The 25,183-nt window shown below is 58.4% G+C and carries 20 protein-coding genes; 14 read left to right on the top strand and 6 right to left on the bottom strand.

The annotated features are described in order from the left end of the window. Positions 1-266 precede the first annotated feature (266 nt). From C8N31_RS18520 to C8N31_RS18540, 5 genes are read left to right on the top strand one after another with little or no spacing between them, the layout of a single operon-like run. Entirely contained in the window at positions 267-707 is a 441-nt protein-coding gene (locus tag C8N31_RS18520) for a 3-hydroxyacyl-CoA dehydrogenase family protein (protein ID WP_231476913.1), read from the top strand. A 4-nt stretch (positions 708-711) separates the two neighbouring features. Then, the gene (gene kce, locus C8N31_RS18525) at positions 712-1,650 is read left to right on the top strand and encodes a 3,5-dioxohexanoate:acetyl-CoA acetone transferase (RefSeq protein ID WP_025049942.1); all 939 of its coding nucleotides are present in this window, start codon (positions 712-714) and stop codon (positions 1,648-1,650) included. After that, entirely contained in the window at positions 1,650-2,525 is an 876-nt protein-coding gene (locus C8N31_RS18530) for an SMP-30/gluconolactonase/LRE family protein (protein WP_025049941.1), read from the top strand. Before kce ends, C8N31_RS18530 begins: the two co-directional genes overlap by 1 nt. Before the next feature lie 11 nt (positions 2,526-2,536). After that, positions 2,537-3,313 carry an oxidoreductase gene (locus C8N31_RS18535; protein ID WP_025049940.1) on the top strand — a complete coding sequence of 259 codons (777 nt, stop codon included), beginning with the start codon at positions 2,537-2,539 and terminating at the stop codon, positions 3,311-3,313. Next, positions 3,294-4,577, top strand: a complete 1,284-nt coding sequence (locus tag C8N31_RS18540; RefSeq protein WP_025049939.1) for a glycerate kinase type-2 family protein — start codon at positions 3,294-3,296, stop codon at positions 4,575-4,577. The genes C8N31_RS18535 and C8N31_RS18540 overlap by 20 nt, the downstream gene beginning before the upstream one ends. Before the next feature lie 42 nt (positions 4,578-4,619). Here the strand turns inward: C8N31_RS18540 and C8N31_RS18545 are convergent, their stop codons facing one another. Then, the gene (locus C8N31_RS18545) at positions 4,620-6,218 is read right to left on the bottom strand and encodes a tetratricopeptide repeat-containing sulfotransferase family protein (RefSeq protein ID WP_146173148.1); all 1,599 of its coding nucleotides are present in this window, start codon (positions 6,216-6,218) and stop codon (positions 4,620-4,622) included. A 126-nt stretch (positions 6,219-6,344) separates the two neighbouring features. Beyond that, a complete protein-coding gene (locus C8N31_RS18550) occupies positions 6,345-9,800 on the bottom strand; it encodes an indolepyruvate ferredoxin oxidoreductase family protein (RefSeq protein WP_025049937.1) in 3,456 nt (1,151 codons plus the stop codon). 232 nt (positions 9,801-10,032) lie between these two features. On the opposite strand from C8N31_RS18550, the gene C8N31_RS18555 reads away from it, so the two are divergent. The 7 genes from C8N31_RS18555 to C8N31_RS18585 all read left to right on the top strand — a co-directional run bounded on the left by C8N31_RS18555 (position 10,033) and on the right by C8N31_RS18585 (position 17,815). After that, a complete protein-coding gene (locus C8N31_RS18555; protein WP_025049936.1) occupies positions 10,033-10,986 on the top strand; it encodes an ornithine cyclodeaminase family protein in 954 nt (317 codons plus the stop codon). Positions 10,987-11,213: 227 nt separating this feature from the next. Next, positions 11,214-12,773 carry an ABC transporter substrate-binding protein gene (locus C8N31_RS18560; protein WP_025049935.1) on the top strand — a complete coding sequence of 520 codons (1,560 nt, stop codon included), beginning with the start codon at positions 11,214-11,216 and terminating at the stop codon, positions 12,771-12,773. Between the two features lie 128 nt (positions 12,774-12,901). Next, positions 12,902-13,882, top strand: coding sequence for an ABC transporter permease (locus tag C8N31_RS18565; RefSeq protein ID WP_025049934.1), 981 nt, complete (start codon positions 12,902-12,904; stop codon positions 13,880-13,882). Then, complete coding sequence (locus C8N31_RS18570) at positions 13,879-14,823, top strand: ABC transporter permease (RefSeq protein ID WP_025049933.1); 945 nt, start codon at positions 13,879-13,881, stop codon at positions 14,821-14,823. Before C8N31_RS18565 ends, C8N31_RS18570 begins: the two co-directional genes overlap by 4 nt. A gap of 5 nt (positions 14,824-14,828) precedes the next feature. Then, positions 14,829-15,821, top strand: coding sequence for an ABC transporter ATP-binding protein (locus tag C8N31_RS18575; RefSeq protein WP_025049932.1), 993 nt, complete (start codon positions 14,829-14,831; stop codon positions 15,819-15,821). After that, positions 15,818-16,849: an ABC transporter ATP-binding protein gene (locus C8N31_RS18580; RefSeq protein ID WP_025049931.1), complete on the top strand. Its 1,032-nt coding sequence runs from the start codon at positions 15,818-15,820 to the stop codon at positions 16,847-16,849. The genes C8N31_RS18575 and C8N31_RS18580 overlap by 4 nt, the downstream gene beginning before the upstream one ends. Before the next feature lie 30 nt (positions 16,850-16,879). Next, complete coding sequence (locus tag C8N31_RS18585; RefSeq protein ID WP_025049930.1) at positions 16,880-17,815, top strand: LysR family transcriptional regulator; 936 nt, start codon at positions 16,880-16,882, stop codon at positions 17,813-17,815. 42 nt (positions 17,816-17,857) lie between these two features. On the opposite strand, the gene C8N31_RS18590 is transcribed toward C8N31_RS18585, so the two are convergent. From C8N31_RS18590 to C8N31_RS18605, 4 genes are all read right to left on the bottom strand, one after another. Continuing rightward, positions 17,858-18,295: a universal stress protein gene (locus C8N31_RS18590; RefSeq protein WP_025049929.1), complete on the bottom strand. Its 438-nt coding sequence runs from the start codon at positions 18,293-18,295 to the stop codon at positions 17,858-17,860. Further along, positions 18,292-20,898, bottom strand: a complete 2,607-nt coding sequence (locus C8N31_RS18595; RefSeq protein ID WP_025049928.1) for a TRAP transporter permease — start codon at positions 20,896-20,898, stop codon at positions 18,292-18,294. Before C8N31_RS18595 ends, C8N31_RS18590 begins: the two co-directional genes overlap by 4 nt. A 97-nt stretch (positions 20,899-20,995) precedes the next feature. Beyond that, positions 20,996-21,964 (bottom strand): TAXI family TRAP transporter solute-binding subunit, encoded by a 969-nt coding sequence (locus C8N31_RS18600; protein ID WP_025049927.1) that lies wholly within the window; start codon positions 21,962-21,964, stop codon positions 20,996-20,998. Between the two features lie 37 nt (positions 21,965-22,001). Continuing rightward, positions 22,002-22,868, bottom strand: a complete 867-nt coding sequence (locus C8N31_RS18605; RefSeq protein WP_025049926.1) for a MurR/RpiR family transcriptional regulator — start codon at positions 22,866-22,868, stop codon at positions 22,002-22,004. A gap of 108 nt (positions 22,869-22,976) precedes the next feature. Here C8N31_RS18605 and C8N31_RS18610 point away from each other — a divergent pair, with 108 nt between their 5' ends. Together C8N31_RS18610 and C8N31_RS18615 are read left to right on the top strand one after the other, a co-directional pair. Next, positions 22,977-24,296 (top strand): aspartate aminotransferase family protein, encoded by a 1,320-nt coding sequence (locus tag C8N31_RS18610; RefSeq protein ID WP_025049925.1) that lies wholly within the window; start codon positions 22,977-22,979, stop codon positions 24,294-24,296. Next, positions 24,293-25,087, top strand: a complete 795-nt coding sequence (locus C8N31_RS18615; RefSeq protein WP_025049924.1) for a beta-keto acid cleavage family enzyme — start codon at positions 24,293-24,295, stop codon at positions 25,085-25,087. Before C8N31_RS18610 ends, C8N31_RS18615 begins: the two co-directional genes overlap by 4 nt. Positions 25,088-25,183 lie beyond the last annotated feature (96 nt).

Consider the following 25,183-nt stretch of genomic DNA (forward strand, 5'->3'; position numbering starts at 1 on the left):
CGCCCGCAGATGTCTACTTCGGGCGTGACAAAGCCATTCTAAAACAACGCGAAAGGATCAAACGCAAGACGCTCGAAACGCGACGCTTGCATCACGGCAAACACGCCGCATAATCACACTAACCAGATGAGCCAAACTCTCACTTAGTTTAAGCCGCTCTTGGTTCCAAAATCCCTGACGACGGACAGGTGGCGCATCCTCTGAACCCGCCGCATCTGATCCCGGCTGTGGAATTGGTACCCGGTCCATTGACGTCTTCTGAGACGATGGAGACCACGACCCGGTTGATGCAAGCGATCCGGCAAACACCGATCCGCACCCTGCGTGAGGTTGAAGGCTTCATCATGAATCGCCTTCAAGGCGCGATCCTGGATGAGGCTTTTGCCCTTGTGGATCAGGGTCTTGCCAGCCCGCAAGATGTGGACGCCGCAATGCGGGATGGGCTGGCGCGGCGCTGGGTGTTCATGGGGCCATTTGAAACGATTGATCTCAACGCCCCCGGCGGGGTTGCGGATTTTATTGACCGTTACGGACCAGCCTATGACCGGATCGGGGCACATCGCCCCGGCCGTACGGACTGGTCCGGGCCGGTATCTGACAGCGTGATCGACGCGCTTCAGGGGTATGACAGAAAAACGCGCAGCAACTGGCGCGACGACAGACTGGCCAAACTGGCCAAGTTCGTTGGAGAAGAAAAAGAAAGTTAAGACTATGACTGCTCGACAAAAAACCGGAACCGTGATTGTGACCTGCGCCCTGACCGGGGCCATCCATACCCCCGGGATGTCGCCCTATCTGCCCGTGACACCAGAGGAAATCATCGCCGAAGGCCGCCGCGCGGTCGAGGCAGGGGCGGCCATTCTGCACGTCCATGCCCGCAATCCTGAAACCGGCAGGCCGGACCAAACGGTCGAAGCCTTTGGCCGCATTCTGCCTGCGCTTAAGGAAACCGGCGCGGTGATCAACATCACCACCGGCGGCAGCCCCTTCATGCAAGTAGACGAACGTGTGGGCCCCTCCGCCCATTTCGCACCAGAGCTGTCATCGCTGAATATGGGGTCGATGAACATGGGGCTTTTCCCGATGCAATCGCGTTTCCCCGATCTGGGGCGCGATTGGGAAAACGAACATCTGGAAAATTCCCGCGACGTGGTGTTCCGCAACACCTTCAAAGATATCGAACATATCCTCGACACATGCGGTCCAAATGGCACAAGGTTTGAGTTTGAATGTTATGACATCGGTCACCTTTATACGCTGGCCCACATGAAAGGTCGCGGCAAGGTATCAGGCCCGTTGTTTGTGCAATCGGTGTTTGGTCTGCTTGGCGGTATTGGTGGGCACCCGGAGGATGTGATGATGATGCGCCGCACGGCTGACAGATTGCTCGGGGATGATTATGAATGGTCAGTTCTTGGGGCCGGATCCAACCAATTGCGCATTGCGGCCACCGCAGCGGCAACGGGCGGCCATGTTCGGGTTGGGCTTGAGGATTCTCTCTGGGCCGGACCTGGGCAACTGGCCACCAGCAGTGCCCAGCAGATCGAAAAGGTCAAAGATGTCCTGTCGGGTCTTAGCCTGAGCCATGCAACACCGGATGAGGCCCGTTCGATCCTTGGGCTCAAAGGCGCGAACGAAGTGAATTTCTGATGAAGATCTCGGTTCTATGTGATGTGAAACCTCTGCTTGGCGAAGGGCCAATATGGGATGTCGAACGCCAGCGGCTTTGGTTTATCGACAGCCTTGGCCGCCGGATATTTCGCTGTACCGAACAGGGCGGCGAGATGGCGGCATGGACGGTTCCGTCCGCGATTGGATCCATGGCACTGCGCCGGGCAGGCGGGGCGATTGTCGCCTTGCAAGACGGGTTTCATGCGCTGGATTTTGACACCGGAGAGCTGCGCCATATTGTTGATCCTGAACCGGATCGGCCGGGCAACCGGTTGAACGATGGAAAAGTCGATGGCGCGGGCCGTTTCCTGTGCGGGTCCATGGACATGGGCGAAACCGATCCGACAGGCACGTTGTGGCGGCTTGATCCGGATTTGTCGCTGCACCGGTTGGAGGATAATATCATCTGTTCAAACGGCCCGTGCTTTTCACCCGATTGGCACACGCTGTATTTTGCCGACAGTTTTACGGGCAAGATCAGGGCCTATGATTATGACCCCGAAATAGGCACCCCCAGCAACAGCCGCACGTTCGCCGCGCTGCCTGATGACAGGGGCGGTGCGCCGGATGGGGCAACTGTGGACAGTGAAGGGTATGTTTGGTCGGCCTGTGTCTTTGACGGCCGCATTCACCGCTTTGCACCAGATGGCAGCATCGACCGTGTGATTGAAATGCCGGTGTGCAAAATCACCAGCCTTGCCTTTGGCGGCCCACAGCTCGACACGCTTTTTGTGACCTCTATGGCAGAACCGCCGCTGCCCCGGCATCCCGGCGATGGCCCGCTGCGCGGTGCAACCTTTCGAATTGATGGATTGGGCGTGACGGGCCTGCCTGAACCCCGCTTTGCCGGTTAAAGGAAAATGACATGACCCAAAAGACAGCTATCATCACTGGCGCCGCGCAGGGCGTGGGCGAGGCCATCGCAGAACGTTTGGCGACAGAGGGTGTCACGCGCATGTTGTTGATTGATCGCAACGGGGCGGCAATGACCGATCTGGCGGCCCGCCTCAAGGGCAGGGGCGTTGTGGCAGATGTGCTGACACTGGATCTGGCGGATATTGATGGGCTGATGCGCGATCTTCCTGCCGCGCTAGACGGAATTGGCCCTGTCGACATTCTGGCCAACACCGCAGGCTCCACCGCGCGGGGCGGCTTGGCCGATACGACGCCCGAAGCCTTTGATCTGCTGTTTGCGATCAACGTGCGGGCGCCGTTTTTCTTGATGCAACTGGTTGCGCCAAAAATGCGAGAGGGCGGCGTGATGATCAACGTCACCTCGATGCTGGCCTATGGCGGCCCGCCCTTCCTGATGACTTATTCCGCGACAAAGGCGGCGCTGGTGGCGATGACCAAAAGCGCGGCAAACACGCTCAAACGGGACCGGGTGCGGGTGCTGGGGATCAATCTGGGGTGGACATGGACCCCCGGAGAGCAGGAAACCCAAACCAAGGTTCACGGTTTGCCCGATGACTGGCGTGAAACCGTGGGGGCTAGTCAACCTTTTGGCCGCTTGCTGATGCCCGAAGATCCCGCAGCTTTGGTTGCGTTTCTTGCCTCCAAGGACGCCTGCATGATGACGGGTGCGATCATTGATCTGGACCAATTTGTTGCAGGCACTGTCGATGACAACCCCGGTGCCTGATCCTGCGGCCAAGGACAGAGCGTTGCTGGTTGAACTGTTCGGCGCCGCAGTTGGCGCGGCGGATCCGATGACTGCACTGCAAAACGCCTTGCCCGACCCGCCACAAGGCAGAACCGTAGTTATTGGCGCGGGTAAGGGTGCCGCGCAATTGGCCAATGCATTGGAACAATTATGGCCCGGCCCGCTGACGGGTGTGGTTGCCACGCGCTACGGGTTTGGGGTGCCCTGCAAGCAGATCACGGTGATGGAAGCGGCGCATCCGGTGCCGGATCAGGCGGGCCTGGATGCGGCGGCGGCGCTGCTCAAGGCTGTGTCGGGGTTGGGGCCTGAGGATCTGGTGATCGCATTGATCTGCGGTGGTGGATCTGCGCTTTTGCCCGCCCCGCCAGACGGGCTGTCTTTGCAAGATGAACAGGAGCTGAACCAGGCCTTGCTGCGCTCCGGTGCGCCGATATCGGCGATGAATGCGATCCGCAAACATGTGAGTGCGATCAAAGGCGGCAGGCTGGCCGCTGCCGCGTATCCAGCGCGGGTTGTGTCTTTGGTGGTATCTGATGTGCCCGGTGATGATCCTGCGCAGGTGGCATCCGGCCCAACGGTTCCTGATACGGTGACGCGCCAAGATGCGATTGCGATGATTGACCACTACAATATTGATATGCCCGACCACATTCGCGCTCATATCGCCAGCCTGCAGGCGAATGCGCCGCATCCGGATGATCCGGTTTTTGCCAGTAATTCTGTTCGCGTTATTGCCTCTGCACGCCAATCGCTGGACGCGGCGGCGGCGCTGGCCAAGGCACGTGGGCTAGATGCGGTGATCTTGTCGGATGCCATCGAAGGCGAGGCGCGGGAGGTGGCGCAAATGCATGCGGCCATCGCACGGCAGGTCAAGGACCGCGATCATCCCTTCGGCAAACCAGTTGTGATCTTGTCGGGAGGGGAGATAACAGTGACCTTGCGCCACAAGGGACGCGGTGGTCGCAACACCGAATTTCTGCTGTCACTGGCGTTGCATCTGGAGGGGGCGGCGGGGATCACCGCGCTGGCCGCGGATACTGACGGTATCGACGGGTCCGAAGACAACGCAGGTGCCTTTGTGGACGCGACCAGTTGCCAGCGGATGCGCGCGCATGGCCGCGATCCGAGGGCCGATTTGAACGCCAATGATGCGTTCAGCGCGTTTGAGGCTTGCGATGATCTGTTCTCGCCCGGTCCTACAGGTACGAACGTCAATGATTTCAGGGCGATTATCGTGCGGTGATGGCAGCGTGAATTCAGCCAGAACCGCGGGAATCACTCGCCCTTAGATCAAACCAGCAGCCACCAACGCTGCCCGCATCGGGGCCAGCTGCGCCTCATATCGCGCCCATTGGTCATTGCTGTCCCGGAAGATCGGCTTGCGAATTTGCCTTGCGCTTGCCGTTAGCACCAGATGAGAGGCCTTTTCAGGCGTAAGCCAATTCTCGGACCAGTCCAAACCGGTTGCGGTGGCCAAAGCGCGGGTTGTGGTCTCAGGGTCGGAAACCAAAGCCTCATAACTCAGATCAAAAATCCGATCCGGATAGCAGTTGCGCCAATGGGCCATCAGATCGCGGTGCAGGGCCATGAACCGGGCAATGTCACTTGGATCATAGACAAATCCGTTGCCTGCACTGTCAAAAGATTGCCGGTACAGCGACCATGCGACGGCCATCGGGTCACGGGACATATGCACAATACGCGCCTCTGGCAATGCGGCACAGATAAAGCCGATCCAGCGGAAATTGAGCGGCATCTTGTCAATCAGAACCGCAGCGCCATCGCCATATTCCGCAAGACCGCTGCGCAGCTCTGCGCCTAGATCGTCAATGTCGCTCTGGGTCAGGGCCTTTTGAGGGCGGTCCATCACTTCGCGCATCAGACGCACCACGGCCAGTTGCACCACCGTCAGCTCACCGCAGGGGCGCGTGCCTTCTGACCGGGCGAGGATCTGTTCGGCCAATGTGGTTCCGGTCCGCGGCAGACCGGTGATGAAGATCGGCCGCTGTGTGGTGGCAACCTCGGCAGAGTGTATCGGCTCTTTCAGCAGGACTTTGCTGAGGGCGCAGGGGATCGCATCCTTTTGGAAATCGTATTGCAGGTTGGCCTTGGCCAGCGTGTTGGCCTTTTCCAGATGGGCAAAGGCCATGTCTGTTTCGCCGAGATCGTCAAAGGCCTTGAAGAGGGCAAAATGCAGCGGGGCCAGCGCCGGGTTGTTTCTGTCCTTAGAGGCCAGCAGGTCACGCATCTGTTGCAGGTGCGGCGTGTCGGCGGAATAGTTGGTTTCCTGCGACAAGTTGAGATGCAGCGCCGGATTGTCCGGATCAGCCGCGATGGCGCGGCGGTAATACTCGGCCGCGTCCGTGCGTGCGCCCTCGGCGCGGGCGGAAATGCCGAGGTTGTTGAGACTTTGAACATCCCAAACCGGATCGCCAAGCGCGGCGGTAAAGCTTTGCTTTGCCGCCGCACCCTGTCCCATCAAACGCTGCGCCGCGCCTTGTATGTTCAAGGCTTGCGGGTGATCCGGCATCTTCTTCAAAATGGTCTGAACAGCGGCAAGGGCAGCCGGCGCTTTACGCTGTTCCATGAGGCAGGCGGCAAGGGCAAGTCCCATGTCGGCCTGATCGGGGGCCAGCAGGCGGGCCGCCCGAAGCTGCGCTTCTGCATCAGGCCAGCGGCGCTCTTCTTGCGCCTGTTGCGCAGCGGCTTGCAATTGCGGCAGGGCCGTGGCCCTGAGCGCCGCCATCCCCTTCAAGGCCCGCTTGTTCGATGGAAATCGTGCCAGAACCTGTCCAAAAGCCGTAACTGCGGTCTGAAAATCACCGGCATTGGCCGCTTTTTTGGCGCGGGTCAGGATCTTGTCGGTCGGTTCTTTCTTTGGCACGTTTGATCCTTCCAATCGCCGCGACGGGCTGCGGCATTTGGCAGCCCAATCTGTGATTGGTGCGATCTTAGTTCAGATCGCTTTGCGGGTGTATGGGCAATTCACCCTTGGCAGCATTTCTCTGGATCAGGCGACCTGCGCCGGCTGTGCGGTGATCTTTGTGCGAAGCTCGGCGCGCGCAACTGCGGCGGCCTCCGCTTGACGTTCGCGGATATGCCCGTAACCCCGGATCTGTTCCGGCAGGTTCAGCAGGGCGGTGATGTCACCTGATTTGTCGTCTGACCAGTTCTCAAGCGCAAAGGCCACGTCAGCCTCGTAATCAGCCAGCAAACGGCGGGCAAGTTTTGCCTCGGCGCTGTTGCGGAAAGGGTCAAGCAAGGTGCCGCGCAAGCCGCGCAGTTTGGACATCACGCCAAAGGCCTTCAACACCCATGGGCCAACTTCGCCTTTGATCGGTCTGCCGGAGGCTTGATCCATCTTGCCAAAGGGCCATGCGCCGACATGAAAGGTCAGTTTGAGATCGCCATCGAAGGTCTGTTTTAGTCCCTCTTTGAAGGCCGGATCGGCATAGAGGCGGGCCACTTCCCATTCGTCTTTGACAGCCAGCATTTTGAAATGTCCCTTGGCCAGCGCCCTGAGCGCGGCATCATCGCATCCAGCTTGGCGGGCTGCGGTCAGGCGGTCTGTGTAGCGGGTGACATTGGCCGCGATGCCGTAAGCCCGAAGCAAATCCGTGCGCCTTGCGATCAATTCATCAACGGGTTCTGCCCGGCGGGCGCTGAGGTCAACGGGCGCGTCGCCGCCTGCCAACCGCTGTGCCGCGACCGGATCGGCATAGGCGAGGCGACCCAGATCAAAGGCCTGATAGTTCTGTTCTACCTTGGTGCCGTTCAAAGCAATGGCACGGTGGATCGAGGCCAGCGACAGCGGCACGCCGCCTTGTTGCCAGGCCGCGCCCATCAGGACCATATTGGCATAGACCCGATCGCCCATCACCTTTTCGGCCAGATCCTGCGCCGCCAATCCACGGGCGCGATTGCCCAAGATGGTGGTCAGACGCGACAATTGTTCGTCGCCATTCAGGGTCCAGTCAGGGTTCTTGGAAAACTCGGACGTGGGCACCACCGTGGTATCGGTGACAGCCACCGCATCGTCGGATTTCAGCAATGACAAGGCCTCATCACCAGCCGCCACAACCAGATCACAGCCGATCAGACAATTGGCTTCGTCCACCGCGATGCGGGTGGCCCGCATATCGGCGGGGCTGGCGGCGATCTTGATGTGGGAATGCACCGCGCCGTATTTCTGCGCCAGTCCGGTGATGTCGAGGTTGGACGAGTAATGCCCCTCGGCATGGGCCGCTACGGCAAGGGTCTGGCCAACCGTGACCACGCCCGCGCCGCCGATGCCCGACACCAGCACGGACCAAGACCCGTCAATGGTAGGGATCTGCGGGTCGGGTAGGTGGCTGATGTCAATAGTGCCTGCTTGCTGCCGCGCCTGTTTCAAAGTGGCACCAGAGACGGTGACGAATGAGGGGCAGAAGCCTTCGACACAGGAAAAATCCTTGTTGCACGACGATTGGTTGATCTGCCGTTTACGGCCCAGCTCGGTCTCAAGGGGTTCAATCGCCATGCATTGCGACACGGTTGAGCAATCACCGCAGCCCTCGCAGACCGCCGGATTGATGAATGCACGTTTGTCCGGGTCCACCCATTTGCCGCGTTTGCGCAAGCGGCGGCGTTCGGTGGCGCAGGGTTGATCAAAGATTAGCACAGTCACTTCGGGGATCTCGCGCAGCTCTTGCTGGACCTGATCCATCGCGGTGCGGTGATGCAGCGTCACGCCCTTGGGTTGGGGTACGCCTGCATGTTTCTCAGGCTCATCCGAGACCAGCGCAATGCGGTTCACCCCTTCGGCCCGCAGTTGTGCAACCATGCTTTCGGGTGAGACATCACCGTCATGGGCTTGACCGCCGGTCATCGAGACAAAGCCATTGTGCAACAGCTTGTAGGTGATCGGCGCCTTTGCTGCGATGGCCGCGCGGATCGCCATCAGGCCGGAGTGGAAATAGGTGCCATCGCCCATATTGGTAAAGACATGTTTTTCGTCCGTGAAGGGGAATTGGCCCAGCCATCCAACTCCTTCGCCGCCCATGTGCGACATTGAATTGGTCCGCGTCGGATCGCGCAGCATCGCCATGGAGTGACAGCCGATCCCGGCCAAGGCGCGGCTGCCGTCGATCACTTGCGTGGACCGCCCGTGCGGGCAACCGGCGCAAAAGGATGGCGCACGGATCGCGCCGCTGGAGCCGAGGGCGGGGGGCTGATCCGGTTGATTGGGCAGGGGGATGCCGCAGGCCGGGTCGGCCTCGTTCGCGCCGCGGGCAATGATGCGGACAATCATCGTTGGATCAATTTCGCCAAAGTTGGGAAAGGCCGGATCACCTGCGTCTGATGAATAGGCCTGCCCGCTGAAGGTTTTGCCGATCAAGCGGGGGGCGAGGGCAGTGCCATAAAGCTGTGTGCGGATCTGATCTTCGAGAAGTGGGCGTTTTTCCTCGACCACGATGATCGTATCAAGGCCTTTGGCAAAGTCTTTGACGGCGACATCATCCAGCGGCCAAACCATGCCAACCTTGAGAAGGCGCACCTCTGCATTGCCGATCTTGCCATCCTTGTATCCCATTCCAGCCAGCGCTTGCGCCAGATCCTGCCACGCCTTGCCAGCAGCCACGATACCGATGGTCGCGCTTTTGTTGCCGCTGATCTGGTTCAGATCGTTGCTGCGGGCATAGTCCAGCGCGCGTTTAATCTTTTCATCCCAAAGCCTGCGTTCCTGTTCCATCAGCGGGGTGAAATGGGTGATGCCGGGGGGCGGTGTATCCGAGGCGGGCAGGGTGATCTGCGGGCTTTCGGGGCCAACATGCACCGATCCGCCGCCCTCAACCACGTCCGTGACCAGTTTCAGCCCAACCAATGCACCGGAGAACCGGCTCATCGCGATGCCGTGCAACCCATAATCCAGAACCTCTTGGGCATTGGCAGGGGCCAAAAGCGGCATACCAAGTGAGACAAAGTTATAGTCGGAATAGCAGGCCAGCGTTGACGATTTTGCACCGTGATCATCACCCACCAACAGGATCGACCCGCCTTTGGGGTTGGATCCGGCCAGATTGGCATGGCGCAGCGGGTCAAGCGACCGGTCCATGCCGGGGGCTTTGCCGTACCAGATCGAAAACACCCCTTCGACCTTGGCGCCGGGGAACAGGCCAACCTGCTGTGCGCCCCATGTGGCGGTGGCGGCCATATCCTCGTTCACGCCCGCCTGAAACACTACGTTATGGGCGCGCAGCTCTTTCTCTGCGGCCCAAAGCTCCATGTCGTAGCGGCCCATGGGCGATCCGCGATAGCCCGAAATATAACCGCCTGTGTTCAACCCGGCAGCGGCATCCCTTTTGCGTTGCTGGAGCGGCAAACGGACCAGCGCCTGCATGCCGGTCATATAGACCCAGCCCTCATCTTGTGACAGCCGATCTTCGAGCGTCATCTCAAGTCTGTTGGTCAGGGTCGGTGCGTTCATGCCAATGGCTCCTCGCTGGATGGGGTGGCCCTGCCGCGATAAATAGCGGCAGCACAGTCCCCGACCCTGAAAGTGTAGAAGCGCAACTGTCTTTCCGTCCAGTTTCTTTTGTAACTTTCACGCGGCGTCAATCGCACTGGGACCACGCCAGAACACATTGCCCTATGTCCGCTTGTCCAGGATCTATAAGGTGATCGGCGCAGACGTAACCTTCGGGCAAGGACGCCAGACCATGAAAAATATCACCGCCGACGAGATCCGAAAACATTTGCCAATGGCGCAGGCCATTGAGGTGGTGCAGGCCGCAATGGTTGAAGTGGCAGAAGGCAAAGCCCATTTGCCGCTGCGCACAATTATGGACATCGACGGGGTCAATAAACTGGGGATCATGCCGGGGGCGATGCGTGATCCGGTACTTTATGGCGTCAAGATCCTCAGCCTGTTTCCCGGCAATCCCGCGCGGGGGCTGTCCTCGCATATCGGGGTGGTGATCTTGTTTGATGCCGATACCGGTGCGCCTGTGGTCTGCATGGACGCGGATGCCCTGACCGCGATCCGAACCGCCGCTGCCACCGCCGCTGCGACCCGCGTGCTGGCCCGCGCGGATGCGCAAACGCTTGCGATTGTCGGCACGGGGGAGCAGGCCGAAAGCCATATTGCGGCGCTCACACAGGTGCGCGGCATCCGGCAGATCCGTATTGCGGGCCGCACACCGGACCGGGCGGCGGCCTTCGTTGCGGCGCAGGCGCAGCAGTACCCTGACATCGCCTTTACCGCAGCACCGGATGTGCAGGCGGCGGTGCGCGGGGCGGATATTGCCTGTACCGTGACCTCTTCGGCAGAGGTGATTTTGCAGGCGGGATGGATAGACCCGGGCACTCATGTCAACGCTGTTGGTGCCTCAATTCCAAGCTTGCAAGAGGTTGATAGCGCCCTCGTGGCGCAAGGCAGATTGTTTGTCGACTACAAACCCTCCGCCCTTGCGCAGGCCCGCGATATCATCACGGCGATTGAGGCGGGCCTGATGACAGAGGCGGATATCTGCGCCGAAATTGGTGATGTCTATCGAGGACAGGCCGAAGGACGCAGAGGCGCAGATGAGATCACGGTTTACCGGTCCTTGGGGATTGCTGCGCAGGATCTGTTTTGCGCCGATCATGTGTGGCGGGCGGCCCGGAATCTATGATCCGGGCCATTCGGGGGAAGTGATGTTGAGGGTTTCTGCGGAGTTGGTTCTCCACGGGTTTGATCGTGGAGAGCTATAACTCTCTCTAATATAACTAAAAATTTTGACCATTACCAATTTGCATGAGCGATTTGAAATTGGCATTGGCAACTTCCCGCCTGCATGTCTTAACAATTTGCCACCGATACAGGAGGCCAATGCTTGGCATCCGACAAGGAGGAAACACCATGAATAAACTTATCCGCATTGCTGCGGCTGGCGTGATGACCGCCGCCCTCAGCACTGTTGCGCAGGCGGAGGTCACTGTGAAAGTGGCCTATGACGCCGATCCCGTTTCGCTTGACCCGCATGAGCAACTGTCCGGTGGCACATTGCAGCTGTCGCACATGGTCTTTGACCCGCTGGTGCGTTGGACACAGGACCTACAATTCGAAGCGCGTCTGGCCCAAAGCTGGGAACAGATCGACGCAACCACAACCCGCTTTCATCTGCGTGACGGCGTCAAGTTCCACTCCGGCAACGAGTTGACCGCAGCTGACGTTGAGTGGACCTTTGACCGTTTGAAAGAAAGCCCTGACTTCAAGGGTATCTTCAGCCTGTTCACCGATGTGAAAGTGATCGACGAAGACACGTTTGATCTGATCACATCCGAGCCATATCCGCTGGTGCTGCACACAGCGACCTACATCTTCCCGATGGACAGCAAATTCTACACCGGCACAACAGATGACGGAAAAGACAAAGCTGAACTGGTCAAGCACGGCGACAGCTTTGCCTCGCGCAATGTTTCCGGCACCGGCCCCTTCACCGTGTCCGAGCGCGAGCAGGGTGTGAAAGTGGTCTTTGACCGTTTCGGCGGCTACTGGGACACAGCGACCAAAGGCAACGTGGACAAGATCGTACTGACGCCGATCAAAGAAGACCCGACACGTGTGGCGGCACTGCTGTCCGGCGATGTCGACTTTATCGCGCCGGTTCCACCAACCGATCTTAAGCGCGTTGAAGAAAACGACGGCACCAACCTGATCACCATGCCCGGCACCCGGATCATCACATTCCAGATGAACCAGAACCGTGTCGAAGCGTTCAAAGACGCCCGCGTGCGTCAGGCGATTGACTATGCCGTGAACAACGCAGGTATCGTAGACCGCATCATGCGCGGTTTTGGCACCGTGGGCGCACAGGCAAGCCCGGCTGGCTATCTGGGTCACGACCCGGCACTGGCCCCACGTTTTGACGTGGAAAAAGCCAAGACGCTGATGGCCGAAGCTGGCTATGCGGATGGTTTCGAAGTGACCATGATGGCCCCGAACAACCGCTATGTGAACGACGACAAGATCGCACAGGCGGTGGCGTCCATGCTGTCCAAGATCAACATCAAAGTTGACCTGCAGACCATGCCAAAGGCCCAGTACTGGCCCAAGTTCGACGAACGCGCGGCTGACATGATGATGATCGGCTGGCACTCTGACACCGAAGATTCTGCGAACTTCCACCAGTTCCTGTCTGCTTGCCCTGATGAGGCAACCGGCAATGGTCAGTACAACTCCGGCAACTACTGTAACGCCGAAGCGGATGCGTTGATGAATGCATCCAACAGCGAAACCGACGCAGGCAAGCGCGGCGCAATGCTGCAAAAGCTGGAAGGTATCCTGTACGAAGAAGCGGCGTTTATCCCGCTGCATTGGCAGAACCTCGCATGGGGCGCCCGCAAAGGCGTACATGCCGAAGCCATCGTGAATGCGCTGAACTTCCCATACTTTGGCGATCTCGTTGTAGATAAATAAATCGCGGTCAACGTGACACCTGTCCGGGGCGGGCCTATGCCGCCCCGGATTCTTAATGACAGGTTGTTTTTTCGTGCGCGGTGCTATGATGGCCGCGCATCAACAAACGACATAACAGGTTAGAAAATATGCTCGCCTATCTCGTGAAACGCGTGTTCCAGGCCATCGCCGTGATGCTTGTGATCTCGCTGGTTGGTTTTGCCATTCAAGACAATCTGGGGGATCCTCTGCGTGAACTCGTTGGGCAATCGGTCTCAGAAGAGGTGCGGCAAGAGCTGCGCGATGAACTGGGTCTGAACGACAGCTTTCTCAAGCAGTACACCCGGTTCTTGGGCAATGCGTTGCAGGGCGATCTGGGCACCAGCTATTTCTTCAAGGAACCGGCGCTGGATGTGATCCTGAAAAAGCTGCCCGCTACGCTTGAGCTTGTGCTGGGCGCGACCTTGATCATCGTTGGGCTGTCGGTGCCGCTGGGCGTCTATACCGCGATTAAGCCGAACACGATCCTGAGCCGTCTGATTATGGGCATCTCGATTGTCGGGATTTCCATTCCGGTTTTCCTGACCGCGATTTTGATGATCTTTGTCTTTTCCGTCGAATTTGGCTGGCTGCCCTCATATGGACGCGGCGATGTGGTGACGGTCTTTGGTCATTGGGACACCAACTTTGCCACCTTGGACGGTTGGGCGCATATCCTGCTGCCGTCGCTGGCGCTGGCCTCGATCATGTTGCCGCTGTTTGTGCGCCTGATCCGGGCCGAGATGATGGAAGTGTTGCAAAGTGAATATGTGAAATACGCCAAGGCCAAGGGCATCCGGCCGTTTCGCATCTACTTTGTGCATGCGCTCAAGAACACGCTGTTGCCGGTGATCACGGTGGGCGGCGTGCAAATCGGCACGATGGTTGCCTATACGATCTTGACCGAAACCGTGTTTCAGTGGCCGGGCATGGGCTTTATGTTTTTGGAGGCCGTGAACCGCGTCGATACGCCCCTGATCGTCGCCTATCTGATTGTTGTTGGGTTCATCTTTGTGCTGACCAACACCGTGGTCGATCTGATTTACGGTCTGGTCAATCCTACCGTTAACCTAGCGAGGATGGGGGCATGAGCATGACCACCAACGCCGCAGAGGCCTCTCGCTGGAGCCGTATCTGGGATTCCAATATGGCGTATAGTTTCCGCCGCAATCCGGTGGCCGTGGTGTCATTGGCGATCTTTGCCTTTATCACCGTAATGTCCCTTTTGGCGCCGCTGATTGCGCCGTTTGATCCATACGATCCGGCTCAGATCGACATTATGAACAGTGAGTACCCGCCGGTCTGGGTGGATGGTTCTGATCCGCAGTTCATGTTTGGCACCGATGATCAGGGGCGCGATCTGTGGTCCACCATCCTTTATGGCACGCGCCTTTCGCTGTTGATCGGGCTCTGTGCCGTGGCGTTGCAAGCGTTTCTGGGCATCTCAATCGGGCTGATTGCGGGCTATGTCGGCGGGCGGCTTGATAGCTTGCTGATGCGCATGGCTGATATTCAGCTGTCGTTCTCAACACTGATGGTTGCGATCATTTTTCTTGCGGTGACGCAGGCGATGTTCGGCTCTGAAACCTTTAACCAATATGCGGTGTACTTCCTGATTGCCGTGATCGGCGTGGCCGAATGGCCGCAATACGCCCGCACAGTGCGGGCCACCGTGCTGGCCGAGAAAAAGAAAGAATACGTCGACAGCGCCCGTGTGCTGGGCTTTGGCCCCTTACGGATCATGGTGCGGCACATCCTGCCCAATTCGCTGTCTCCGATCTTTGTTATTTCCACCGTGCAGGTCGCCAATGCGATCATTTCCGAAGCCTCGCTCAGCTTTCTGGGGTTGGGTATGCCGCCAAGCCAGCCCTCGCTTGGCTCACTGATTTCATCGGGCTTTGACTACATCTTTTCCGGCAGTTGGTGGATCACCGCCATCCCCGGTGTGGTGCTGGTGGTGCTGGTGCTGGTGATCAACCTTCTGGGCGATTGGATGCGCGACGTCCTGAACCCAAAACTGTATAAGGGTTAAGCGCCATGTCTTTGCTTTCTGTACGTGACCTGACCGTCAAATTCGCGATGCGCGACAACACTGTGACCGCGCTCGATAACATCAGCTTTGATCTGGCCAAGGGCGAGCGGCTGGGCATTGTGGGCGAATCCGGAGCGGGCAAATCCATCACTGGCTTTGCGTTGATGAACCTGCTGAGCCGTCCGGGGTTTATCGACAACGGCAAGATCCTGTTTGAGGGGGAGGACATCGCCAATATGTCCGATGCCCAGATGCGCGGCATTCGCGGCAACCGCATGGCGATGATCTTTCAAGACCCGATGGTCACGCTCAATCCGGTTCTGACAATTGGCCAGCAGATGGTCGAAACCCTGATGGCGCATCGCAAGCTGAGCAAGGCAGAGGCGGAACAGATCGCCGTGGTGAAACTGCGCGAGGTCTATATCCCATCGCCGGAGGAACGGCTGGCACAATACCCGCACGAGCTGTCCGGCGGGATGCGCCAGCGGATCATAATCGCCATGGCACTGTTGCTTGATCCAGAGTTGATCATCGCGGATGAACCCACCACCGCGCTGGATGTGACCATTCAGGCCGACATCATGGAACTGCTGCTGGAGCTGTGCCAATCCAACAAGGTGGGTCTGATCCTGATCACCCACGATCTGGGCGTGGTCAGCCAAATGACCGAACGCACATTGGTCATGTATGCGGGCAAAATCATCGAGGCGGGACGCACCCGCGAGATTATCAATGACCCGCAGCATCCCTATACCCAAGGGTTGATCAACGCGCTGCCGCAGCAGACCAAACCGGGTATGCGGCTCAAGCAGATCCCAGGCAATATGCCGTCGCTCACCGCGATACCGGCTGGATGCCCCTTCAGCCCGCGCTGTGAATACGTGCGCGATCATTGTCGCACCACGCGGCCCGAACCCGTGCAATACGCCCATGTCGAGGTGGCCTGCCACGAGGTGAACCGCCTGCACCGCGAAAACTCAGAGGAGCAAAGCGCATGAAAGACGCCATGAGCGATGGCCCCCTGCTGGAGCTAAAGCAGGTCGAGAAACGCTTTGACCTCGATCAGGGGTTTCTTGAGACCATCAAGATGCGCAACGGCAAGGTGATCCGCGAAAAGCGGTCCGTGCATGCGGTCAACAATGTCTCGCTCAAGGTGGACCGGGGCGAGGCGCTTTGCGTGGTCGGCGAAAGCGGCTGCGGCAAATCCACGGTGGCACGTCTGATCGCGGGGCTGCTCAAGCCCAACGCAGGCGAGATCCATTATGACGGGACGCGCATCGACAATCAGTCGCGCAGATCAATGATCCCGCTGCGCAAAAAGATGCAGATGATCTTTCAAAACCCCTATGCATCGCTCAATTCGCGGATGAACATCCAGCAGGCCTTGGAAGAACCCGTGCGCTATCACAACCCCGGTTTCAGCCGTGGCGAAGTGCGCGACAAGGTGGCCGAGGTCATGCGCTCTGTCGGGGTCGATCCCAGCTGGTCGGCGCGCTATCCGCACGAATTTTCCGGCGGCCAGCGCCAGCGGATCGCGATTGCCCGCGCCCTGACGGTTGATCCTGAGTTTATCATCGCGGATGAGCCGATTTCGGCGCTGGACGTGTCCATTCAGGCGCAGGTGCTGAACCTGATGCTTGAGGCCAAAGATCAGCGCGGTCTGACGTATCTGTTCATCACCCATGATCTCAGCGTGGTACAGCATTTCGGCACCCGTGTTGCGGTGCTCTATCTGGGATCGGTCTGCGAATTGGCGGACACCGCGACGCTGTTTGAGAACCCCAAGCATCCCTACACACGGGCGCTTTTGTCGGCAGTGCCGCAGCTCAAGGATGACCGGCCCAACCATATCCGCCTCAGGGGCGAGATCCCGACACCGATCAACCTGCCGCAAGGTTGCCCGTTCCAAAGCCGCTGCGCCTATGCCAATGACAGATGTTTGGCCGAACAACCGCGCCCTGTGCAGCAGCCGGACGGATCAATGGTCGCGTGCCACGCAGTTGAAGAAGACCGGATGGTTGATTAAACATCCGACGTTGTAGAACGGATTGCTCAGTTGGACATTGCCTGGCTCAGAGATTTTGAGGCTTTGGTCGCGCAGAAGAACTTCTCGCGGGCGGCGGAAGATCGCAATGTGAGCCAACCGGCCTTTTCGCGGCGCATTCGTGCGCTGGAAGAGGAGGTCGGCGTCAAGCTGATCAACCGCCAAACCTTGCCCCTGTCCCTGACGCCGGCAGGCGAGGTGTTTTTGCCCCAAGCCCGGATCATGCTTCGCACATATCAAGAGACACTTGAGCGCTGCCAGATCATTGATGCCGCTGGCGAGAACGTGATCCGCTTTGCCACCTCGCAATCGCTCTATATGACCCACTACAAGACGCATATTGCGCCGCTGGTGGAAAAGGGTGGTCTGGACATTGATCTTAACTCGACAAGCTGGGCGGCGGATCAATTTGTGTCTGCACTTCAACAACGCTACTGCGATGTGATCCTGACCTATTGGCATCCGTCGATGGATTTTCTGGCACCGCTGGAAATGGGCAAATGTGAATACCTGACCCTGTCGCGGGATGACTTCCTGCCGGTGTCACGGGTGGGCGCGGATGGCCCAATGCATCAGCTGCGCAAAGGGGGCAACAAACCGGTTTCGCTGTTGTCTTATGGCACAGCATCGGCGTTGCGGTCCGTGGTCGATAACACCCTGCGCCAGAACATTGACGGGCCTAAAATACTGGTGGTCAATCGCAATGCGCTCGCGATCTCGGTCAAGGCGATGATCATGGAGGGGTTTGGCCTTGGCTGGCTGCCCCGCGAGCTGTGCAAAGAGGAATTGCAGGGCGGGCAGATGCAGGTTGTCGGCAACGACACCTATATCGAAAAACTTGAGGTGCGGCTCTACCGCGATAAGGACAACCGCAAGCCAACACTCAACACCCTGTGGGATGACATGAAGCTGCTTGTCGAGGCGCAGAAGAACAGCGCCAGCGGGTAGGGCGCCCCGACGAATTCAGCCGGGGCAGCGCCGTTTTTTTGTTTAGGTGTCGCGCACCACATAGACCGAACATTTGGCATGGCGGACAATCCGCGAGGCGTTGGGCCCGATCAGATAATCCGTCAAATCCGCCTTGTGCGCTCCGACCACGATCAATTTGGGCTTGGTGGTCTTGGCCAGCTTCAGGATCTCTTCATAGGCGCGGCCCGTGGCCACGATGTGGCGCACGTTGGCGTTTTGATCGCCGTCCAATGCTTTGGTTACCACTTCATCGAGCAATACCTTGGCATCGGCCACCATTTTTTCGTGATGGTCTTTGTCAAAGAACCCGGCGACCGAACTCATCCCATAGTCGGGAATGACCGCCACAACATCCAGTTGCGCCCCATCCAAGGCGGCAAGGCGTGCCGCCTTTTGAATGGTTCTGACATCTTCATCGCCGTGACTGACATCGACGGCACATAATATGGAATTGCTCATGCTGGCTCTCCTGTCTTGGACATCCGGGCGCGTTGGAGGAAGGCCACAAACGCGAGCAGGATGAGGGCGGGGATAAAGATCACCTCTTTGGGCATTTGATCTGCGGGCGCTTTGACCGATGCGATCTGCACCGGATTGTCGCCATAAAAATCAAAGCTGCTGAGGCTGTCCGAGAAGGGCGAGCCAAAGGCAGGCTCGTCCATGTTCACCGCATCGCCATCTTCGATCAAAAGCATCCCGAAATCGGCAAGGCGGTCTTCGCTAGACCCGTCCCCGGTGATGGGCAGAACCAAGGTGGTTTCCTTGGTCTCGCCAGTGTCAAAGTCTGGGCCGGACACGATCAGGCGCATCTCATCGCCTGCTTTGGCCTCACCCAGAGCGGTGGCAAAGGCCGCCGGTTCCACCACGGCAAATGGTGGCTGCAACCGGTTCATCACAAAGTCCGGCCTGAACAGGACAAAGGCTATCAGTACCAACGCGACACTTTCGTAGATGCGGCTTTTGGTCAGGAACCAGCCCATCGTGCCTGCGGTAAACACAAGGATCGCAATCGAGGCGGTGACAAAGACCAGTATCCCTTGCATCCATGACACATCTATCAACAACAGATCGGTGTTGAAGATGAACACAAACGGCAGGGCCACGGTGCGCAGCGAATAGAAGAACGCGACAAAGCCGGTTTTGATCGCATCCCCGCCAGAGACCGCCGCGGCGGCAAAACTGGCAAGGCCCACCGGCGGGGTCACATCCGCCATGATACCAAAGTAGAACACAAAGAGGTGCACCGCGATCAGGGGCACGATCAGGCCCGATTGCGCGCCCAGTTCCACCACAACGCCCGCCATCAGCGAGGACACAACAATATAGTTGGCCGTGGTCGGCAAACCCATGCCAAGGACAAGGGACAACAGCCCCACCATCACCAGCATCAAGATCAGATTGCCGCCCGACAGGAACTCCACCAGATCGGCCATAACCTGACCCACACCGGTCAGCGTTACAGTGCCCACGATCACACCCGCCGTGGCCGTGGCCAGACCGATGCCGATCATATTGCGGGCGCCATCAATCAGACCCTGCACCAGATCGACCACACCATCCTTAAAGGCATTGGCCATCTCGCTTTGACCGCGGAAGATCGCCTTCAGCGGACGCTGGGTCAGCAGGATCACAAAGAGCAGCATCGTCGCCCAGAAGGCTGACAGACCCGGCGACTTCTGTTCGATCATCAGGAAATACACCAAAACGATGATCGGCAGGAGGTAATAGAGGCCCGAACGGTAGATCTCGCCGACAACAGGCAATTCAACCTCTTCGGCGTTTGGATCGTCCGGTTCGAGATCCGGCACGCTCGCCGCCAGTTTCAGCAACGCCGCATAGGCCACAAAAATCAGGATCGACAGGATAAGCCCGGAATTGTCCGGCACAGCCGCCACAACCCAAGCAACCGGATATTGCACGCCGTAGCACAGGCCCGCAAAGCCGACAAAGAACAGCGCCATACCGCCGATGGTACGGCCCATGGACACCACGCGATTGCCCAGCGTCGGCATGTTGTTCTTCACCGCTTCGAGGTGAACGATATAGACCAGCGCGATGTAGGAAATCGTCGCGGGCAAGAAGGCGTGGGTGATCACTTCGACATAGGAAATGCCGACATATTCAACCATCAAAAACGCCGCCGCGCCCATCACGGGGGGCATGATTTGACCGTTCACGGAGGAGGCAACCTCAACCGCGCCCGCCTTTTCAGACGAGAACCCAACACGTTTCATCAGGGGAATGGTGAATGTGCCGGTGGTCACAACATTGGCGATGGAGGAACCAGAGATCAGGCCAGTCGCAGCAGAACCAACAACCGCCGCTTTGGCAGGGCCGCCTTTAAGGTGGCCAAGGGCACCAAATGCCATCTTGATAAAATAGTTCCCGGCACCCGCTTTATCGAGCAGGGCACCGAAGAGAACAAAGAGGAAAACAAACTTGGTCGAAACACCCAGTGCAATGCCAAACACACCCTCTGAGGTGATCCACATATGGCTCATCGCCTTTTTCAGCGAAGCGCCTTTCCAGCGGATGACATCGGGCACAATCTCGGAGGAGCCAAAGAACACGTAGCCAAGGAAGATCACCGCGATGATCGCCATCGCTGGCCCAAGGGCGCGGCGTGCGCCTTCAAACAGAAGCAACAGACCGGCCAGCGCGAACCATTTATCCATGTCATCGGCCAGACCGCCAGCATCGACAATCTTTTGGTAAAAGACAAACCCGTAAAGCGCGATGAACGCGCCGGCGAGGGCCATGATCCAATCGGCAATGGGGATGTAATGGCGGGGGCTGGATTTAAAGGCGGGGTAGGCCATGAAGGCCAAAAAGACTGCAAAGGCCAAATGCACCTGCCGCGAGTTGTTGATCACATCGCCGGGCAGGACATAATTGGCCAGAGGCGAGGCCAACAAGACCTGAAACAACGACCAGACCACTGCGACGATTGCCAGCATTGTGCCGACACCCCCCGCAGGATCGCGCGCACCCGCGTCGGAGGAGGCAACAAGATCCTGAAGCTCCTCTTCGCTTAACGCTCTGTTTTGTGAATTGTCGGCCATGAAGAATGTCCCCCTGAGTGCAGAAATTGCTGCTTTTTTTACTTTGTTGGTCGTGCAGAAAGGGGCGCGAACGCCCCTTTCCATTGATGATCAAAGCTTATTCGATGATGCCGGCTTCTTTGTAATATTTCGCCGCACCGGGGTGCAGAGGTGCCGACAGACCCGCGGTTGCCATTTCCTTGGGGTCAAGGTTGGCGAACGCTGGGTGCAGTTTTTTGAAGTCGTCGATGTTTTCCATCACCGATTTCACAACCGCATAGACCGCTTCTTCGGACACGTCTGTGGAGGTCACGAATGTTGCGCCCACACCAAATGTCATCGTGTCGGCGTCATTGCCGCGATACATGCCGCCGGGGATATTGGCGGAGCGGTAGAACGGGTTGTCGGCAATCAGACCATTCACGGCGTCGCCATCAACGGTCACCAGAACGGAATCGCAGGCGGTTGTGGCTTCCTGGATGGAACCGGACGGGTGGCCAACGGTGTAAACCATCGCATCGATCTGGTTGTCACAGAGCGCCGCAGATTGCTCTGCCGCTTTCAGCTCGGTTGCCAATGCGAAATCACCTGTGGTCCAGCCTTTGGCCTCCAACAGAACTTCCATTGTGCCGCGCTGACCGGAACCGGGGTTGCCGATGTTGACCCGCTTGCCTTTGAGGTCGTCAAAGTTTTTTACGCCAGCGTCGGCGCGGGCCACAACGGTAAAGGGCTCTGGGTGGACAGAGAACACCGCCCGCAGACCTTCGAACTTGCCAGCATCCTCAAACTTGGACGTGCCGTTATAGGCGTGGTACTGCCAATCGGACTGGGCCACACCAAACTCAAGCTCACCCTCACGGATGGTGTTGATGTTGTAGACCGAGCCGCCCGTGGATTCCACAGAGCAGCGGATGCCGTGTTCTTTGCGGCCTTTGTTGACCAAACGGCAGATCGCGCCGCCCGTTGGATAATACACGCCGGTTACGCCGCCGGTGCCGATTGTGATGAACTCTTCGGCCATCGCGGCAGGTGCCATCAGCGCACCCAGCGCCAGACCTGCGGCAGAAAATTTCCAGTTGATAGACATCTATACTCTCCTTGTTTGATGTTTACTTTTGGTGATGTCAGCCGTCCCAGACCTCGCTGAGACGACGATTCTTGTTTTCCACTTCGGCAATCCGGTGCCGCGCGGAAGTGCCTGAAATTGCGGCTAATTTGCCGATCAGGATTTCACACAGGACCAAAGTGGTTGTGTAGGATGAAAAGAAATGCGGACTTTGTGTCGGCACGATAAAGCTGTCCGTTGCATAGGCCAGCGCCGGGCAGGTGTGTGTGTCGGTGATGACCACGACATAGGCGCCCGCATCAAAAGCCTCCTTGGCTGCATTGATGGATTTGCTGGCAAAGGGCGGTTTGGTGATCACGATCAGCGCGTCGTTGGTGGACAGCCCCACCAGACCGCTTGCAAGGGAGGCGCCCATGCGGCTGGCCATGGCCCAATTGTCAAAGAGGAAACTGGCCATATAGGTGAGATATTCCGCAACGCCGGTTGACCCCAACGCACCTGTCACCAGCACCCGCCGCGCTTGATAAAGCTGGTCGACACAGGCATCGAGCCGCGCCTTGTCGATCTGGCCGGTCAGGGCCTGCAGGTTCGAGGCGCAGGCATTGGTATGCAGCGCGATAAAGTCAGGATCACCCTCATCATGGCTTTGCTGCAAGGCCTCGACGCCGCGCGAAAATGATCCGGGCCGGTGCTGGATTTCCAAACGCAACAGATCGCGTAATTCCTCATAGCTGGTAAAACCGAGGGCGCTGGACATGCGTGAAAAGGTGGCAGGGGCCAGCTTGGCGTCTTTTGAAATGGTGCGCAGGCTGCGAGTCGCGACATCGACCGGATTTGACACAACAAAATCGGCCGCCTCTTTCAGCTTGGCGCTGAGCGTGGCGTATTTTCCCGACAGTTGTTGTTCAAACGACAGATCCGACAAATCATCCCCCCGATGACTGCATCAGATGAGTGTTTCATCTGTTTCACATCTAGTCAATCACAGAATCGTATGTTTCAATATGGCAGCTACACCAATGGGGGTTTTCCCGTGTCACATGTCTTTCCGCGCCATACCAAATCCAACCTTCCCACCGTCGCACGCGGCGAGGGGGTCTATCTTTATGATCAATCGGGCAAACAGTATTTTGACGGATCAGGCGGGGCGGCCGTGTCTTGCCTTGGCCATGGTGATCCCGATGTGATTGCCGCAATCAAAGGCCAGTTGGACAGCATCGCCTATGCACACACCAGTTTCTTTACCTCCGATCCGGCAGAACAACTGGCTGACAAGCTAATCTCCCATGCGCCTGAAGGTATTGACCGGGTTTATTTGGTGTCCGGCGGGTCCGAGGCGATGGAAGCGGCGCTCAAGCTGGCGCGGCAATACTTTGTCGAGATCGGCCAGCCCCAACGCCGCCATGTGATTGCAAGGCGACAAAGCTACCATGGCAATACCTTGGGCGCTTTGGCCACCGGCGGCAATGAATGGCGGCGTGCGCCTTTTGCCCCGTTGATGGTCGAGACCACCCATATTTCGCCGTGTTTTGAGTATCGCGGCAAGCGGGATGAGGAAACCACGTTGGAGTATGGCATCCGCGTTGCCGATGAACTTGAGACCGAGATCAAGCGTTTGGGCGAAGACAGCGTTTTTGCCTTTGTGGCCGAACCCGTTGTCGGGGCGACCGCTGGTGCGGTGCCGGCGGTAGAGGGATATTTCAAACGCATCCGCGAGATTTGTGACCGCTATGGCGTGTTGCTTATCTTGGATGAGGTGATGTGCGGTATGGGCCGCACGGGCAAGCTGTTCGCCTGTGAAGAAGATGGCGTTGCGCCCGATATCATCGCCATCGCCAAGGGGCTGGGCGCGGGATATCAGGCGATTGGTGCGATGCTGTGCAGCGCCAAGATTTACGCCGCGATCGAGGATGGCAGCGGCTTTTTCCAGCATGGGCATACCTATGTCGGGCACCCGACCGCCTGTGCCGCTTCGCTGGCGGTTCTGACCAAGCTCACAGATGGCGGTTTGGTGGACCGTTCCGCAGAGATGGGTGGGAGGTTGCAGGAAGCATTGGAGCAAGCCTTTGGCCAGCATCCCAACATCGGCGATATCCGGGGCAGGGGCCTCTTTCGAGGGATCGAGATTGTCGAGGACCGCGAGACCAAAGCGCCCTTTGCGCCCGAACGCGGCATCAATAAGTTGTTGAAAAAAGAAACATTCGCGGCGGGCCTGATCTGTTATCCGATGGGCGGGACGATTGACGGTGTGCGCGGTGATCACATCTTGCTGGCACCGCCGTTTATCCTTGAGGACAACCATATCGACGAGATCGTGACCAAGCTGGGCACCGCCATTGGGGCAGTGTTGTGACGCCATTGCCTGCGCTGATGGTCGCGCCCACGGGCGCCCGCAAAACCAAGGCGGATCATCCCAAACTGCCGATCATTCTGCCGGAGATCCTGCGCACGGCGGAGGCTTGTTTCAGGGCCGGTGCCGATGGGCTGCATCTGCACATCCGGGATGCGCAGGGCGCGCATGTTCTGGATGCGGGGCAATACCGAGAGGCGCTTGAGGCGTTGCATGCTGCGGTGCCTGACATGGCGGTGCAGATCACCACTGAGGCCGTTGGCCGCTACAGCCCGTCAGAGCAGCGCCGGATCGTGCGGGAGGTTCGGCCCGATCTGGTGTCGGTCTCCTTGGCCGAGATGACGGCAGACGATGATCAAACCGCGGTTCTGGATTTCTACCATTGGGCGGCCGGCAACGGGATTGCGGTGCAGCATATTCTTTATGGCCCAGAAGATTTACAAAGATTTGAAACAATGGCGCAGCAAGGCCAGCTGGGCGCAGGCCCGTTGCAGGCGATTTTTGTATTGGGCCGCTACAGCGATGGCCAAGAATCGGTGCCTGCCGATCTTGATCCTTTTCTGGCTTGGCAGGCCGCGCTGGACCAGCCGCTGGACTGGGCTGTCTGCGCCTTTGGCCGCCAAGAGACGGCCTGTCTGGCCGCTGCTGCCGTTGCGGGGGGCAAACTGCGGATCGGATTTGAAAACAGTCTATGGAACGCAGACGGCGCTATTGCCGCTGACAATGCCGAACGGGTTGCCGAGATTGCGCAGGTGATTTCCAAAGAGAAAAACCGCGCATTGGCGACGGTTTAAGTCGCGTTCATCAAGCTTCGTTCACGTTGATCTTGCCATGGCCCACGCGTGCGGCTGCGCGGTGCCTTGCCCAAACAAGGTGAAAATGGCCATTTG

The sequence above is a fragment of the Sulfitobacter mediterraneus genome (genome assembly GCF_003054325.1).
Lineage (GTDB): Bacteria > Pseudomonadota > Alphaproteobacteria > Rhodobacterales > Rhodobacteraceae > Sulfitobacter > Sulfitobacter mediterraneus.